The sequence below is a fragment of the Micromonospora sp. NPDC047812 genome, assembly GCF_040704175.1.
Lineage (GTDB): Bacteria > Actinomycetota > Actinomycetes > Mycobacteriales > Micromonosporaceae > Micromonospora.
Genome location: NZ_JBEYRY010000001.1, coordinates 803,372 through 818,326, shown reverse-complemented (window position 1 = coordinate 818,326; position 14,955 = coordinate 803,372). Strand labels below are relative to the sequence as shown.

Here is a 14,955-nt window from a genome sequence, read left to right as displayed (position 1 = left end):
TAGGGTCCCGGGCATGCCGTTCGACATCGCCCGCACCCGGGCCGCCTACCCCGCCCTCGCCGAGGGCTTCGTCCACCTCGACGGCGCCGGGGGCACCCAGACCGCCGGCCCGGTCGTCGAAGCGGTCGCCGCCGCCATGCGCGCGGCGGTGGGCAACCGCAGCGCCGCCTTCGCGCCCGGCCGGCGCTCGCTGGAGATGGTGGCCGCCGCCCGCTCGGCCGTGGCCGACCTGCTCGGCGCCGAACCCGACGGGGTGGTGCTGGGGCCGAGCGCCACCGCGCTGACGTACACCCTGGCCCGGACCCTGGGGGCGCGGTGGCGGCCCGGCGACGAGGTGGTGGTCTCCCGGCTCGACCACGACGCGAACGTGCGCCCCTGGGTGCAGGCCGCCGAGGCGGCCGGCGCGACGGTGCGCTGGGCCGAGTTCGACCGCGACACCGCGGAGCTGCCGGCGGCCCGCTACGCGGAGCTGGTCGGCGAGCGGACCCGGCTGGTCGCGGTGACGGCGGGCAGCAACGCGACCGGCACCGTCCCGGACGTGGCGGCGATCGCCGCGACCGCGCACGCCGCCGGGGCGCTGGTCTGCGTCGACGGGGTGCACTCGGTGCCGCACGGGCCCACCGACGTCGCCGCGCTGGGCGCCGACTTCCTGGTCACCAGCGCGTACAAGTGGTCGGGGCCGCACCTGGCCGCGATGGTGGCCGCCCCGGCGACGTGGGAGCGGCTGCGACCGGCGAAGCTGCTGCCGTCCTCCGACGCGGTGCCGGACCGCTTCGAGTACGGCACCCCGAGCTTCCCCCTGCTGGCCGGCGTGGCCGCCGCCGTGGACCACCTGGCCGGGCTGGAGCCGACGGCCGCCGGCAGCCGGCGCGAGCGGCTGCTCGCCGGGCTGGGCGCAGCGCGGGCGTACGAGGAGTCGCTGCTTCAGCGGCTGCTCGCCGGGCTGGCCGCGCTGCCCGGGGTCACCGTGCTCGGCTCCCCCGCCCGGCGCTGCCCGACGGTGTCCTTCCGGCTGGACGGGCTCTCCCCGCAGCGCACCCAGGAGGAGCTGGGCGCGGCCGGCTTCTGCCTCTCCGCCGGCGACTACTACGCGTACGAGTACTTCCAGGCGATGGGGCTGCGGGACAGCGGCGGGGCGGTGCGCGCCAGCCTCTACCACTACAACACCGTCGACGAGGTGGACCGGTTGCTCGACGAACTGGACCGGCTCACCCGTCGCGGGGGCAGAATGGCCGGGTGAGCACCCTGGTCGAGGACAATCCCGCCAAGCACCGGTTCGAGATCCTGGTCGACGACGCGCTGGCCGGGTTCACCGCCTACCTGCCGCGCGGCGAGGTGCTGGTCTTCACCCACACCGAGGTCGATCCGAGGTTCCAGGACATGGGCGTCGGCGCGGCGTTGGTCCGGGGCACCCTCGACCAGCTCCGCGAGCGCGGCACGACGGTGGTGCCCCGCTGCCCGTTCATGGCGGCCTTCATCGGCCGCCACCCCGAGTACGCCGACCTGGTCACCCCCGAGGCGTAACCCGTCAGCGGCCCGTCAGCAGCCCGACGGCGGCGTGGGCGGCGGCCCGGGTGGCGCCGTGGGTGGCGACGTGGACCGCGCCGGTGACCAGCTCGGGCACGCCCAGCTCGACCACCACCGCGTCCGGGCGGGCGGCCAGCGCTCGGCTCACCGACGCCCGCATCCAGTCGTGCCGGTGCAGGTCGCGCACCACCAGCACCAGGCACCGGCCGGCCGCCCCGGCGGTGGGGTCGGCGGGCACGTCGGCCTCGGCGTAGCGGGCGGTGGTGGTGCCGGCGAGCTGGTCGGCCAGGGGGGCGGCGAGCCCCCACGGGGTCTCCGGACCGATCGCGATGTTGCGCGGCGGCTCGAACTCGACCACGTGGGCGGGACCGGCCAGCGGCAGCGCGCCGACGCCGGCGGGCGCGGTGGTGACCCGCAGCGCCCGGCGGGCGGCGGCCAGCCCGACGGCCGAGCCGGCGGAGGTCGGGCGGGGCCGGGGCGGCCGGTCGGCCCGGGCGGCCACGGTCCAGGCGGCGAGCTGCCCCACCCGCTTGGCCGCCTCGGCGAGGCGTTCCTCGGGCAGGTCGCCGGCGACGACCGCGGCGACGATGGCGTCGCGCAGCAGCCGGGCCGATCCCTCGTCGGCGCGCTCCCCGCCGACGCAGATCGCGTCGGCGCCGGCCGCGAGGGCACGCACCGCCGCGCCCGCGAAGCCGTACCGGTCGGTGACCGCCCGCATCTCCACCGCGTCGGTGACGACGACGCCGGAGAAGCCCAGCTCGTCGCGGAGCAGCCCGCCCAGGATCCGGCCGCTGAGGGTGGCCGGCAGCTCCGGGTCCAGCGCCGGCACCAGCAGGTGGCCGGTCATCACCGCCTGCACCCCGGCGGTCACGGCGGCCCGGAACGGGGCCAGCTCCACGGCGTCGAGGCGGGGACGGTCGGCGGCGATCCGGGGCAGGTCGTGGTGCGAGTCGACCTGGGTGTCGCCGTGCCCGGGGAAGTGCTTGGCGCAGGCGGCGACCCCGCCCGCCTGGAGGCCGCGTACCCAGGCGGCGGTGTGCCGGGCGACCAGCGCCGGCTCGGCGCCGAAGGCGCGGACGCCGATCACCGGGTTGCCCGGGTTGGAGTTGACGTCGGCGTCGGGGGCGTAGTTGAGGGTGACCCCCAGCGCGGCGAGGTCGGCGCCCAGGTCGCGGGCGACCTCCTCGGTGAGCGCCGGGTCGTCCACGGCGCCGAGAGCGAAGTTGCCGGGCCGGGAGCTGCCCCGGGCGGACTCGATGCGGGTCACGTCGCCGGCCTCCTCGTCGATGGCGACGACGACGTCGGGGCGCTCGGCCCGCAGGGTGGCGGTGAGGGCGGCCACCTGCTCCGGGTGGACCACGTTGCGGGCGAAGAGCACCACGGAGCCGAGGCCCTCGCCGAGCCAGCGGCAGATCCAGGGTGGCGGCGTGGTGCCGACGAATCCCGGTTGCAGGACGGCGGCGGCCAGGGCCGTCAGGCTCCCGGCGGGGGCGCTCACGCCGGCCCGCCCGCGTGGTGGCTGATGTGTCGCTCGCTCATGCGGTCGTCGTACCCCCGTCTTCTCCGCGCCCGGCGGCCCGCCACCGGCGGCGGTGCTGACATGGTCACACCGTGCGAGGAAATAGTCAATAAACCTTACAGTTGCCCTCGGGCGCGGAGCTGGGGACAGTTCGGGGATGGATCCCCTGCTGCTGGCCGACGCGACGAGCCCGGCCGACATCCCCGGCGTACGCCTGCTCGGCCTGGTCGTCGGCGGCCTGTTGCTGCTCGTCGCGATCCGCGCGATGTTCCGGCGCTGAGCCCGCCGCGTCCCCGCGCCGCCCGGGATTCGGCGGCGGCCACCGGGGTACCGCCTGCCTCGTTGGACCGGTACGACACTGCGAGGGGGAACCATGAGGATCGGCTACTTTCTGTCCACCGAGGAGTACACGCCGGCCGAGCTGCTGGAGCAGGCGCGCGGCGCGGAGCGGGCCGGCTTCGAGGCGCTCTGGATCTCCGACCACTACCACCCGTGGACCGACGCGCAGGGGCAGAGCCCCTTCGTCTGGTCGGTGATCGGGGCGCTCAGCCAGGTCTGCCAGCTCCCGGTCACCACCGCCGTGACCTGCCCGACCGTGCGCATCCACCCGGCCGTCGTGGCGCAGGCGGCGGCCACCAGCGCGGTCATGCACACCGGTCGGTTCGTGCTCGGGGTGGGCAGCGGTGAGGCGCTCAACGAGCACATCCTCGGCGACGCCTGGCCGCAGACCGACGTCCGGCTGGAGATGCTGGAGGAGGCCGTCGAGGTGATGCGCGAGCTGTGGCGGGGCGGCTTCGTCAACCACCACGGCAAGCACTACACCGTGGAGCACGCCCGGATCTACACGCTGCCGGACACTCCCCCGTCGGTCTACGTCTCGGGCTTCGGCCCCAAGGCGGTCGACCTGGCGGCCCGCATCGGCGACGGCTTCGTCAACACCTCGCCCGACGCGGAGCTGGTCCGGCGGTTCCGGGAGGGCGGCGGCGGCGACAAGCCGTGCCAGGCCGGCTTCAAGGCGGCGTACGCGCAGACCGAGGAGGAGGGGATGCGGATCGCGTACGAGCGCTGGCCGAACGCCGGGGTGCCCGGCGAGCTGTCCCAGGTGCTGCCGTCGCCGCGGCACTTCGAGCAGGCCGCCGAGCTGGTCCGCCCGGAGATGATGAAGGACGCGTTCGTCTGCGGGCGGGACGTCGACGGGCACCTGGCGAAGATCGAGGAGTACGCCAAGGCCGGCTTCGACGAGGTCTACGTGGCCAACACCGGCCCGAACTGGCAGGGCCTGCTCGACCTCTACCAGCGCGAGGTCTTCCCCCGCGTGCGCTGACCGCGACGGCTGTCGGGCGCCCGGGCCGTGGCCGGGCGCCCGACGGCGACTCCGGCGGGCGCCCCGGGAGGGCTCCGGCGGGTCGCGCCGGAAGGAGCGGACGAGGGTCACGTGGGCGGCGGTTTCGCCGCTGATCACGGCGGGTACCTCCGGCCCTCGATGAAACTGTCCACGCACTCCACGCACTCCACGACACTGCGCCGCGCGGCCAAGAGCCTCTTCGGCTGGACGGCGCTGCGGCCCCACCAGTTGGCCGCCATGCGGGCGGTCATGAAGCGCCGCGACGCTCTGGTGGTGCTGCCCACCGGCGCCGGCAAGTCGGCGATCTACCAGATCCCGGCCAGCCTGATCCCCGGCCCGACCGTGGTGATCTCGCCGCTGCTCGCCCTGCAACAGGACCAGATCGCGGCGCTCAACGAGCGGCAACGACCCGAGCTGCGCGCGGTGCGGATCAGCTCGAACGAGTCGGCCGCCCAGCAGGCGGAGGCGATCGCCGAGATCCGCGACGGGCGCGCGGAGTTCCTCTTCATCACCCCTGAGCAGCTCGCCAACCCCGACCGGATGGCCGAGGTGAAGGCGCTGAAGCCGGCGCTGGTGGCGATCGACGAGGCGCACTGCATCTCCGCCTGGGGGCACGACTTCCGCCCCGACTACCTGGCGCTGGGCCATCTCATCGACGGTATCGGCCGGCCGCCGGTGGTGGCGCTGACCGCCACCGCCTCCCCGCCCGTACGCGACGACATCATCGCCCGGCTGCGGCTGACCGAACCCGAGGTGGTGGTCTCCGGGCTGGACCGGCCGAACCTGTTCCTCGAGGTGGCGCACTGCCCGACGGAGGACTACCGGTGGCGGCGGCTGATCGCCCTGCTGCGCGACGACACCCGGCCCGGCATCATCTACGTGCCCACCCGGCGCTCCGCCGAGGAGCTGTCGGCCCGGCTCACCGACGCCGGCTTCCCGGCCCAGTACTACCACGGCGGGATGGCGGCCGGGGCCCGCGCCGAACTGCACGAGGCGTTCCTCGCCGACCAGGTGCCGATCATGGTGGCCACCTCGGCCTTCGGCATGGGCATCGACAAGCCGAACATCGCCTGGGTGGTCCACATGGCACTGCCGGACTCGCCGGACAGCTACTTCCAGGAGATCGGGCGGGCCGGCCGCGACGGCGCCCCGGCCCGGGTGCTGCTGCTGTGGCAGGCCGAGGACGTCGGGCTGCAACGCTTCTTCAGCGGCGGCCTGCCGGACGCCGACGAGCTGCGCGACCTGTCGGCGCTGTTGCGCAAGAAGGCACGGAACAAGAAGGAGCTGCGCGAGCTCACCGGGCTCGGCCCACGCAAGCTCGGCCAGTACCTCGCCCTGCTGGAGCAGGTCGGCGCGGCCGAGCCGAGGGCGAAGCAGCGCATCGGTGCCCCCCGCTACTCCCCCGCGCCCGTGGACGCCGCCGCGGCGGCCCTGGCCGAGGCCGAGCGGCAGCAGACCGTGACCCGGTCGCGTACCGACATGATGCGGGCCTTCGCCGAGACCACCGCCTGCCGGGGGCAGACGCTGCTGGCCTACTTCGGTGAGCAGATGACCCAGGTCTGCGGGCACTGCGACAACTGCCACGCCGGCACCAGCACCCCGGACGACGGCGCGGTCGGGCCGTTCCCCGTGCACAGCCAGGTCCGGCACCCGGAGTGGGGCCACGGCCTGGTGCTCAGCTACGAGGAGGACCGGATGACGGTTCTCTTCGACGAGGTGGGGTACAAGACGCTGTCCGTCAGCGTGGTGTCCGAACAGGGCCTGCTGACCCTCGACTAGCCTGAGCCCGGCACCGCTGGCGGGGCCGTGGACGACGAGCGACAACAGTGCGGAAGGGGCGTTGCCGTGATCGAGCAGCCGGCGTACACCGGATTCGGTTTCTCCGACGAGGAGTGGGGGCTGCTGGTCGGCCTGCCGCAGTCGGTGCTGACCGCGGCGAGCGCCGCCGAGTCCGACGGCACCCGGCGCACCATGGCCGAGAACGCGGCCGGGCTGGAGACCATCGCCGCCGGCCGGGAGTCGGCCAGCCCGCTGGTCGCGGCCGTGGCCGGCGAGATCGTCACCCGGGTGGGCGACCCGGAGGCCGGCGAGGAGATGCCGGTCATCGCGCCGTCCGACCCGCGCGCCTACCTGGAGGACGTGCTGGGCCGGGCCAGGGAGGCGGCGGTGCTGCTGGCCGCCCGGACGGACGAGGGCGAGGCCGGCGCGTACAAGCACTGGCTGGTGGACATCGCCGAGCAGGTGGTGGGCGCGGCGTCCAGCGGCGGCATCCTGGGCCTCGGCGGGGACGTCGTCAGCGACTCGGAGCGCCGCTTCCGCGACCGGCTCTCCCAGGTCCTCAACGACTGACGCGACGACGACGGCGGTACCGGACGGGGTCCGGTGCCGCCGTCGCGCCTTCCGGCGCCGTGAGCGCGCGTGACCGTGGCCGGTGGCGGCGGGCGCGGTCGCCCGTGGCGGTCAGGCCACCCGGCGGCGGAACAGCACGGCGGTCAGCGGCACCGAGAGGGCCAGGAAGCCGAGGCACCAGGCCACCGCGAGGGTCGGGGCCGTGCCCGTCGGCGTGCCCAGCAGCAGGGCGCGCAGCGTCTCGATGACGGGCGTGACGGGCTGGTGGTCGGCGAAGCCGCGGATCCAGCCCGGCATCGTCTCCACCGGGACGAAGGCGCTGCTCGGGTAGGGCAGGAACATCGCCAGGAAGGTGAAGCCGCCGGCCGCCTCCGGGGTGCGGACCAGCAGGCCGAACGCGGCCGACAGCCAGGACACGGCGAGCAGGAAGATCAGCAGCACCCCGAACGCGGCCAGCCAGCGCAGCGGGTCCACGGCCGGGCGGAAGCCGATGGCGACGGCGAGGGCCAGGACCAGCACGGTGGAGACGGTGTTGCGGGCGATGCTTGCCACGACGTGCCCGCCGAGGATCGCGGTGGCGCTGACGTCCATCGTGCGGAACCGCTCGATGACCCCGTTGGTCAGGTCGGTGGTCACGCTGACGGCGGTGCTCGCCGCGCCGAAGCTGGCGCAGAGCAGCAGCACGCCGGGCACCACGTAGGTGACGTAGCGGGTGCCGGTGTCGATCGCGCCGCCGAACAGGTAGACGAAGAGCAGCATCAGCAGCACCGGCAGCAGCAGCGACGTGAGCAGCGCGTCGACGTTGCGGCGGGACAGCCGCAGGCAGCGCGCCGCCATGACGACGGCCTCGCCGGCGCGGGTCGGCCGCAGGGTCAGCTCAGACACCGGCCGCCTCCCGCCCGACGGTCACCGGGTCGCCGGTGAGGGTGAGGAAGACGTCGTCCAGCGTCGCCTCGCGGACGATGAAGCGGGCGAGGCCCCGCCGGTCGGGGTCGACCTCGTCGAGCAGGTGGCGGATCTCCGGCGCGCCGCCGTCGGTGGCGACCGCCAGCTCCAGGCGGGCCGGGTCGCGGTGCGTGACCCGGCCACCGAGGCGGTGCGCCGCCTCGGCGAAGCTGCGCGCGTCGCGCAGCGTCAGCTCCAGCCGGTGGGCGCCGAAGCGGTGCTTGAGTTCGGCCGCGCTCCCCTCGGCGGCGAGCCGGCCGCCGTGCAGCACCGCGATCCGGTCGGCGAGCCGGTCGGCCTCCTCCAGGTACTGCGTGGTGAGCAGCACCGTCACGCCGGCCCCGGCCAGCTCGGCGACCACCTCCCACAGCCCCTGCCGGCTGCGCGGGTCGAGGCCGGTGGTCGGCTCGTCGAGGAAGATCACGGACGGCTCGCCGACCAGGCTGGCGGCGAGGTCGAGGCGGCGGCGCATCCCGCCGGAGTAGGTCACCACCCGCCGCCCGCCGGCGGCGACCAGGTCGAAGCGCTCCAGCAGGTCCGTGGCACGCCGCCGGGCGGCGGCCGGAGCCAGCCCGGCCAGCCGGGCCATCATGTGCAGGTTCTCTGCGCCCGTCTGCTGGTCGTCGAGCGCCGCGTGCTGGCCGGCGAGGCTGATCGTCCGCCGGACCCGGCTCCGGTCGCGGACCACGTCGTGGCCGTCCACGCGGGCCACGCCCCCGTCGGGCGTGGTGAGCGTGGCCAGGATCCGGACGGTCGTGGTCTTGCCGGCCCCGTTGGGGCCGAGCAGAGCGTGCACGCTGCCCCGGGCCACCCGCATGGTCAGGCCGTCGAGCACCGTCGCCCCGCCGTAGGACTTGCGCAGGTCGACGGTCTCCACCGCCGCGACTGCTGTACCCATCGCCCCTCACTCTCCATTTACTGCGTACGTAATACGCTGTTCTGCGTGCACCATACGCAGAAGCTAGGATGGCGGTCAACACCGCGTACCGGGAGGTGAGGATGAGCGACGCCGACGTCGAGCTGCCGGAGAGCATCGAGCTCGCCTGGGGCCTGCGGGAACGGCCCGGCAAGGGGCCCCGGCGCAGCCTCACCATGCGGCAGGTGGTGGCCGCCGGCATCCGGGTGGCCGAGGCCGACGGGCTGGCGGCGGTGTCGATGAGCCGGGTCGCCGGCGAGCTGGGCGTGGCGACCATGTCGCTCTACCGCTACGTCTCCGCCAAGAGCGACCTGCTGGACCTCATGGCCGACGCCGCGTACGGGGACCCGCCCGCGCCACGCGGCCCGGACGAGGGCTGGCGGCCGGCGCTCGCCCGCTGGGCGCTGGCCAACGTGACGGCGATCCACCGCCACCCGTGGATCCGGCAGATCCCGATCAGCGGCCCGCCGTTGGGCCCCAACCAGGTGCGCTGGATGGAGCAGGGGCTGGCCGCCCTGCGCGGCACCGGCCTGCGCGGCATCGAGCGGCTGTCGACGATCATGCTGGTCAGCGGGTACGCCCGGAACTGGGCCACGCTCACCGCCGACCTCGACGAGGCCGCGGCGCGCGAACAGATCGACCCCGACGACGCCGGGGCGCGGTACTGGCACCAGCTCGCCCGGCTGACCCGCCACGGCGCCTACCCGGCGATCCGGGAGCTGCTGGCGGAGAGCGCCGAGGGACAGCAGGACGAGGTGTTCGACACGGAGTGGCAGTTCGGCCTCGACCGGATCCTCGACGGCGTCGAGGCGCTGATCCGCGGCCGGACGGCCACGCACTGAGCCGACCCCCGGCCGCCGCCCCCGGCTCCGCCGACCGGAAACGCACTGGGCGGTCCGGGCGCCCACGATGGACAATGGCCACCGGAACGGCGCGAGGACGGGGGGAGCGCATGCTTCGGCGGACCACCGTCGACACCGCGCAGGTGCCGGCGGCCGAACGCTTCGACATGTGGCTCGACCTCGTGGCGCGTACGGCCTCGCCGCTGCGGATCCGCACCGAGCACGCGCACGACTTCGCCGCCCGGGCGGAGATCGTCGAACTCGGCCCGATCCAGGTGGTCAACTACCGGTACCCGTCGCTGGAGGGCGTCCGGACGCCGCGGCTGGGGCGCGAGTCGGCCCCGGAGATCTACACGCTGGCGCTGACCGTCGACGGGGACGGCGCGGCCAGCCAGGCCGGCCGGAGCAGCGTGCTGGGGCCCCAGGAGTTCATCTTCTACGACGGGTCGCGACCGCACGGGGTCCGGCACGTCGGCGACGACGACGGCCGCGAGCCGGCCCGCTCCGTCGTGGCGATCGTCCCGCACGCCGCGTTGCCGCTGCCGCCGGACCGGCTGGCGCCCCTGCTCGGCGGCCGGATGTCGGGCACCGAGGGGATCGGCGCGCTGCTGGCCCAGTTCCTCCTCCAGATCGCCCACCACCCCGAGCAGTACCACGCCGCCGACGCCGCCCGGCTCGGCGCCGTCGGGCTCGACCTGGCGTCCACCATGCTCGGGCGGCACCTGGTGGCCGAGGACGCCGTGCCGACCGAGGTCCGCCGGCGCGCCCTCGTCGCCCAGGCGCGGGCGTACATCCAGCGGCACCTCGGGGACGCGACGCTGAGCCCGCAGGTGGTGGCGGACGCGCACCACGTCTCGCTGCGTACGCTGCACCGGCTCTTCGAGGCCGAGGAGTCGACTGTCGCGTCGTACATCCGCGAGCTGCGGCTGGCGCGGTGCCGGCACGACCTCGCCGACCCCGGCCTGCGCGGCCAGCCGATCCAGGCGATCGGGGCCCGCTGGGGCTTCCCCGACAAGGCGCACTTCAGCCGGGTCTTCCGCAAGGCGCACGGCGTCGGGCCGCAGGCGTGGCGGGCCGGCCAGGCGGAATGAGCGGCACGGAAAGTCAACTCCGCGGCATCCACGGTCAACCCGGTCGCGGCAGACTGGCATCGAGGTGGCCGATCCCTCCCCGCCACGGCACCGGTCGGGATCGGACCGCCGACGAAGGCCGTGGCGTGCCGCCCGCCGCCACGGGGGAGGCGGGCGGTCGCCCGGTGCCCCGGCCCGGCCCCGGCGCCCTTCGCCCAGGATCGGCGCCGGGGCCGCGTCAGGCGTCCTCCAGCAGTTCGAGCACGATCCGTTCGGCCTTCTCGCGGGGTGTCGCGGGGTCCACCGGGGCCACCACGCCGTCGTGGAAGAGGTCGACCACGCGCGGGTCGACGTAGGACGTGCGGGCCACGGTGGCGGTGTTGCCGAGCAGCTCCGCGACGTCGCGCATCACCGCCGCGACCGCCCGCTTGCGGGCGGTCGCCGAGCGCGGCGAGCCCACCGTCGCCAGTTCGGTCGCCGCCAGCACCGTGGCGTGCCAGGTGCGGAAGTCCTTCGCCGTCATCTCCCCGCCGCTGGCGTCCCGCAGGTACCCGTTGACCTCGTCGCTGCGTACGTCGCGCCAGTCCCCGCCGTCGCGGTAGCCGAACAGCCGGTCGGCCGACCGGCGCTGGCGGCGCAGGTTGACCAGCACCCGGCACAGCTCCGGGTCCTCGATGCGACGCACCTGCGCGATGCCGCCCTTCGCGGGGAACTCGAACACCACGCAGCCGCCCCGGGACCGGGCGTGCTCGGGGCGCAGGGTCGACACCCCGAACGTCGGGTCGTCGCCGGCCGCGTACTGGTCGCTGCCGACCCGGAACATGCCCATGTCCAGCAGCCGGGTCACCGTCGCCAGCACCCGGTCGCGGTGCAGCCCACGGCCGGACAGGTCCCGCCCGACCCGCTCGCGCAGCACCGGCAGCCGGCGGGCCACCTCCAGCACGTGGTCGAACTTCGCCTCGTCGCGCTTCTCCCGCCACTTCGGGTGGTAGAGGTACTGCTTGCGCCCGGCCGCGTCGATGCCGGTGGCCTGGATGTGCCCGTTCGGGTACGGACAGATCCACACGTCCCGCCAGGCCGGCGGGATCACCAGCGCGCGCAGCCGGCCCAGCCGGTCGGGGTCGCGGACCGGCTGCCCGGACGCGTCCAGGAAGAGCCAGCCCCGACCGCGCCGGCGTCGCCCGAACCCCGGCCCACCCGGATCACTACGCCGCAACCGCACCGGAGCCACGCACCGCCCGTTCCACCTCGTCCACGGCGGTCACCACGTCGTCGACACCGATGCCCGCCAACGTCGGATGGCTTCCTACCCCGTCCCACCAGGGCCAATCCCCCGCGCCCGCCCACAGCGCCCGGTGCCGGGGCTGGTCCGGCGGCGGACCCCACCGCGCCGGGGGGACCGGGCCGAAGAGCACCACCGACGGGGTGCGGTAGCCGGTCGCGAGGTGCGCCACGCCCGTGTCCCCGCTGACCACCAGCCGGGCGTACGCCACCAGCGCGGCCAGCCGGCCCAGGTCCGTCCGCCCGGCCAGCACCGCGTCGGCGGGCAGCCCCGCGGCGTCGGCGATCCGCTGCGCCGTGGCCCGCTCGTCGGGGCTGCCGGTGAGCACCACCCGGTGCCCCCGGGCGGCCAGTTCCCGGGCCAACGCGGCGAAGCGTCCGGGCGGCCAGCGCTTCGCGGGGACCTTGGAGCCGGGGTGCAGCACGGTCACGCCCGCCGGTGCGCCGCCGGGGGGCGGGCGTCGCAGGTCCAGGTCGGCGCGGTCGGCGGGGATGCCGTACCAGCCGAGGAGCCGGCACCAGCGGTCGACCTCGTGTTCGTCGTCGCGCCATCCGGGCCCGTCGTGGTGGCCGGCCTCCGGGTTGGCGTAGGCGAGCAGCCGGCCGGGGCGGGTGGCGGTGAGCAGGCGGTGCGACTCGGGGCCCCGGCCGTGCAGGTTCACGGCGACGCGCGCCGGCCGCAGGGCCGGGTCGGGGCGACCGAGCCCGTCCGTGGGCACCAGCCGGTCGACGCCGCCCACCAGGTCGACCAGCGGCGCCAGCCAGCCGGGTGCCGCGAGGACGAGCTCCCGGTCGGGGTGGGCGGCGCGCAGGGCGCGCAGGGCCGGCACGGCGGTGGCGAGGTCGCCGACGCCGAGGGCGCGCAGGGCGAGGATCACGGGTAGGAGGTCTCCTGGTCGGCGCAGACGACCATCTCGCGGACGGCGCAGCCGGCGGGTTGGGACAGCGCGAACATGACGGCGGCGGCGGTGTCGGCGGGGTCGTTCAGGACGGCGTCGGGACCGGGCCGGTACGCGGCGTCGCGGTCGTCGAAGAAGGCCGTACGCATGCCGCCCGGAACGAGCAGCGTGACGCCGACCCTGCCGGCGAGTTCGGCGGCGAGGGCCCGGGTGAAGCCGACGACCCCGAACTTCGCGGCGCAGTAGGCGGTCGCGTCGGCGACGGCCTTCACCCCCAGCGTGGAGGCGACGGTGACGATGCTCCCCCGGGAGGTCTCCAGGAAGGGCAGGGCGGCCCGCACCACGGCCGCCGTGGCGAGCAGGTCCACGGCCACGATCCGGTCCCAGGTCTCGCCGGGCACGTCCGCCAGCTTCCCGGGCACGTCCATCCCCGCCGCGGTGACCACCGCGTCCAGCCCGCCCGAGCGCTCGGCGAGCTGCCGGGTGGCGGCCTCGGCGGCGCGGGTGTCGGCCAGGTCGCACTCCACCCACGGCACCCCGTCGGCGGGCGCCTGCCGGTCCAGCACCAGCGGTCGGCCGCCGGCCCGGGCCACGGCCGCGACCACGGCGGCACCCAGGCCGCTCGATCCGCCGGTGACCAGCACGGTCCGCCCCGCGCCGGGCGACCCGCCGCTCACCGGGTGCCCTCCGCCGTGCCCGGCCCCGCGACGGGCCGGCCGGAGCGCGCCCGTGGGCGCTCGCCGCCGGAGGGTGCCGAGGCTCCACCGGGGGCGGGGCCGGGTGGCTGCGTACAGGCCGGCGGCACGGTGTCGGTGAGCGGCGGCCCGACCGCCGGCCCGGCGGTGCCGGTCGACCGGGCGGCGGCGATCAGCCCGGTCGTGGAGCGACCGTCCAGGTACGGCACCACCACGGCGTTGCCGCCCCAGCGGCGCAGGACCTCCGCCTCGGGCAGAGCGGGCTCGCCGCCGTCGCCGGCGTAGTCGCCACCCTTCACCCAGACGTCCGGCCGCAGCCACGACAGCGCCGCGTGCGGGGTGGCCTCGTCGAAGATCATGACCGCGTCGACGCAGCTCAGCGCCGCGAGCAGCCGGGCCCGGTCGCCCTGCGGGATCACCGGCCGGTCCGCGCCCTTCAGCCCCGTCACGCTCGCGTCGGAGTTCAGGCAGACCACCAGGCAGTCGCCGAGCTGCCGGGCGGCCTGCAACGTCGCCACGTGCCCGGCGTGCAGCAGGTCGAAGCAGCCGCCGGTGGCCACCACCGTCCCGCCGGACGCCCGTACCGCCGACACGACGCCGGCCGCCGCGGCCACGCCGACGCGCTCGCCGCCGGGGCCGGAGACCGCCGGCGGCAGCGGACGCACCGGCCGCGGCAGCGCCGTCGCCACTCCCCCGCCGGCCACGTACGCCGACGCCTCGGCGACCGCCTCCTGCACCGCCTCGGAGACCAGCGCCCCCCGGGCCAGCGCGAGGCCGGCGGTGGCCGCGAACCGGTCACCGGCCCCGCAGGTGTCCCCCTCGGCGGTGGCCGGGGCGGGCACCACCATCGGGGTCGCGCCGGCGTGGCAGAGCAGCGCGCCGTCCCCGCCCAGGGTCACCGCGACCGCGCCGGCGCGCCAGCGCTGGCGCAGCCCCTGCGCGCCCCGCGCCGCCGTCGCCAGCCGGGTCGCCCCCGGCGCGACGGTGACCAGCTCCCGCACCTCGGACTCGTTTGGGGTAACCAGGTGCACGCCCGGGACGGCCGCCGGTCCCCGCGGGTGCGGGTCCCAGACCACCGGCGCCCGGGTGGCGGCGAGGGCCGCCCGCAGCGCGGGCTGCCGGGCGACGCCCCGGCCGTAGTCGCTGACCAGCACGGCGGAGGCCCGGGCGATCACCCGCAGCACCGCCTCGGACGGCTCGCCCGGCGTAGCGGCGGCGCCGCCCCGGTCGTGGCGCAGCAGCACCCGGCCCCGGGCGCGCAGCCGGACCTTCTCCGGCGTGCCGCCACGCAGCCCGAGGGGATACACCTGCACGCCGGCGTCGGTGAGCAGCGAGGCGAGCCGGGCACCCCCCGCGTCGTCCGCCAACGCGGTCACCAGCACCACGTCGGCGCCCTGCGCGGCGGCGAAGACCGCGGCCAGCCCGGCGCCACCGGGCCGGTCGACGTGCGCGGTCTCGTCCAGCACCGGCACCGGCGAGTCCGGGCAGAGCCGGTTCACCACCCCCTCGACGTCCCGGTCCAGCAGGGTGTCACCGACCACCACGACGGGTCCCCTCACGCTTCCCC

The 14,955-nt window shown here is 76.0% G+C and carries 14 protein-coding genes and 1 pseudogene; 8 read left to right on the top strand and 7 right to left on the bottom strand.

Features of this window, described 5'->3' with window-relative positions:
• Positions 1-13 precede the first annotated feature (13 nt).
• Together AB0883_RS03675 and AB0883_RS03670 are read left to right on the top strand one after the other, a co-directional pair.
• Positions 14-1,240 (top strand): cysteine desulfurase-like protein, encoded by a 1,227-nt coding sequence (locus AB0883_RS03675; protein ID WP_366639176.1) that lies wholly within the window; start codon positions 14-16, stop codon positions 1,238-1,240.
• Entirely contained in the window at positions 1,237-1,524 is a 288-nt protein-coding gene (locus tag AB0883_RS03670) for a GNAT family N-acetyltransferase (RefSeq protein ID WP_366639174.1), read from the top strand. The genes AB0883_RS03675 and AB0883_RS03670 overlap by 4 nt, the downstream gene beginning before the upstream one ends.
• A gap of 4 nt (positions 1,525-1,528) precedes the next feature.
• Here the strand turns inward: AB0883_RS03670 and AB0883_RS03665 are convergent, their stop codons facing one another.
• The gene (locus AB0883_RS03665; RefSeq protein WP_366639172.1) at positions 1,529-3,025 is read right to left on the bottom strand and encodes a glycoside hydrolase family 3 N-terminal domain-containing protein; all 1,497 of its coding nucleotides are present in this window, start codon (positions 3,023-3,025) and stop codon (positions 1,529-1,531) included.
• A gap of 178 nt (positions 3,026-3,203) precedes the next feature.
• On the opposite strand from AB0883_RS03665, the gene AB0883_RS03660 reads away from it, so the two are divergent.
• The 4 genes from AB0883_RS03660 to AB0883_RS03645 all read left to right on the top strand — a co-directional run bounded on the left by AB0883_RS03660 (position 3,204) and on the right by AB0883_RS03645 (position 6,740).
• Positions 3,204-3,326: a hypothetical protein gene (locus tag AB0883_RS03660; RefSeq protein WP_255421002.1), complete on the top strand. Its 123-nt coding sequence runs from the start codon at positions 3,204-3,206 to the stop codon at positions 3,324-3,326.
• 93 nt (positions 3,327-3,419) lie between these two features.
• Positions 3,420-4,370: a TIGR03557 family F420-dependent LLM class oxidoreductase gene (locus tag AB0883_RS03655; RefSeq protein WP_366639170.1), complete on the top strand. Its 951-nt coding sequence runs from the start codon at positions 3,420-3,422 to the stop codon at positions 4,368-4,370.
• Between the two features lie 159 nt (positions 4,371-4,529).
• Positions 4,530-6,170, top strand: a complete 1,641-nt coding sequence (locus tag AB0883_RS03650) for a RecQ family ATP-dependent DNA helicase (protein WP_366639168.1) — start codon at positions 4,530-4,532, stop codon at positions 6,168-6,170.
• A gap of 66 nt (positions 6,171-6,236) precedes the next feature.
• The gene (locus AB0883_RS03645) at positions 6,237-6,740 is read left to right on the top strand and encodes a hypothetical protein (RefSeq protein ID WP_366639166.1); all 504 of its coding nucleotides are present in this window, start codon (positions 6,237-6,239) and stop codon (positions 6,738-6,740) included.
• Positions 6,741-6,851: 111 nt separating this feature from the next.
• Here AB0883_RS03645 and AB0883_RS03640 read toward each other — a convergent pair whose 3' ends face one another.
• Together AB0883_RS03640 and AB0883_RS03635 are read right to left on the bottom strand one after the other, a co-directional pair.
• Entirely contained in the window at positions 6,852-7,625 is a 774-nt protein-coding gene (locus AB0883_RS03640) for an ABC transporter permease (protein ID WP_366639164.1), read from the bottom strand.
• Positions 7,618-8,583 carry an ATP-binding cassette domain-containing protein gene (locus AB0883_RS03635; protein ID WP_366639162.1) on the bottom strand — a complete coding sequence of 322 codons (966 nt, stop codon included), beginning with the start codon at positions 8,581-8,583 and terminating at the stop codon, positions 7,618-7,620. The genes AB0883_RS03640 and AB0883_RS03635 overlap by 8 nt, the downstream gene beginning before the upstream one ends.
• 68 nt (positions 8,584-8,651) lie before the next feature.
• On the opposite strand from AB0883_RS03635, the gene AB0883_RS03630 reads away from it, so the two are divergent.
• A complete protein-coding gene (locus AB0883_RS03630; protein ID WP_366639160.1) occupies positions 8,652-9,443 on the top strand; it encodes a TetR/AcrR family transcriptional regulator in 792 nt (263 codons plus the stop codon).
• A 110-nt stretch (positions 9,444-9,553) separates the two neighbouring features.
• Positions 9,554-10,534 carry a helix-turn-helix domain-containing protein gene (locus AB0883_RS03625; RefSeq protein WP_366639158.1) on the top strand — a complete coding sequence of 327 codons (981 nt, stop codon included), beginning with the start codon at positions 9,554-9,556 and terminating at the stop codon, positions 10,532-10,534.
• A gap of 217 nt (positions 10,535-10,751) precedes the next feature.
• On the opposite strand, the gene AB0883_RS03620 is transcribed toward AB0883_RS03625, so the two are convergent.
• The 4 genes and pseudogenes from AB0883_RS03620 to AB0883_RS03605 form a co-directional block, all read right to left on the bottom strand.
• Positions 10,752-11,735, bottom strand: coding sequence for a DNA topoisomerase IB (locus AB0883_RS03620; RefSeq protein ID WP_366639156.1), 984 nt, complete (start codon positions 11,733-11,735; stop codon positions 10,752-10,754).
• The gene (locus AB0883_RS03615) at positions 11,719-12,672 is read right to left on the bottom strand and encodes a glycosyltransferase family 9 protein (RefSeq protein ID WP_366639154.1); all 954 of its coding nucleotides are present in this window, start codon (positions 12,670-12,672) and stop codon (positions 11,719-11,721) included. Before AB0883_RS03615 ends, AB0883_RS03620 begins: the two co-directional genes overlap by 17 nt.
• Positions 12,669-13,370 (bottom strand): SDR family oxidoreductase, encoded by a 702-nt coding sequence (locus tag AB0883_RS03610; protein WP_121395447.1) that lies wholly within the window; start codon positions 13,368-13,370, stop codon positions 12,669-12,671. The genes AB0883_RS03615 and AB0883_RS03610 overlap by 4 nt, the downstream gene beginning before the upstream one ends.
• 179 nt (positions 13,371-13,549) lie before the next feature.
• Positions 13,550-14,947, bottom strand: a pseudogene (locus AB0883_RS03605) (PfkB family carbohydrate kinase); the annotation flags it as partial.
• Positions 14,948-14,955: the final 8 nt, after the last annotated feature.

Coding starts and splice junctions, on each gene's coding strand:
- AB0883_RS03660 (WP_255421002.1), top strand. CDS start 3,204: ATGGATCCCCTGCTGCTGGCCGACGCGACGAGCCCGGCCGACATCCCC.
- AB0883_RS03635 (WP_366639162.1), bottom strand. CDS start 8,583: ATGGGTACAGCAGTCGCGGCGGTGGAGACCGTCGACCTGCGCAAGTCC.
- AB0883_RS03655 (WP_366639170.1), top strand. CDS start 3,420: ATGAGGATCGGCTACTTTCTGTCCACCGAGGAGTACACGCCGGCCGAG.
- AB0883_RS03630 (WP_366639160.1), top strand. CDS start 8,652: ATGGCGGTCAACACCGCGTACCGGGAGGTGAGGATGAGCGACGCCGAC.
- AB0883_RS03675 (WP_366639176.1), top strand. CDS start 14: ATGCCGTTCGACATCGCCCGCACCCGGGCCGCCTACCCCGCCCTCGCC.
- AB0883_RS03625 (WP_366639158.1), top strand. CDS start 9,554: ATGCTTCGGCGGACCACCGTCGACACCGCGCAGGTGCCGGCGGCCGAA.
- AB0883_RS03650 (WP_366639168.1), top strand. CDS start 4,530: ATGAAACTGTCCACGCACTCCACGCACTCCACGACACTGCGCCGCGCG.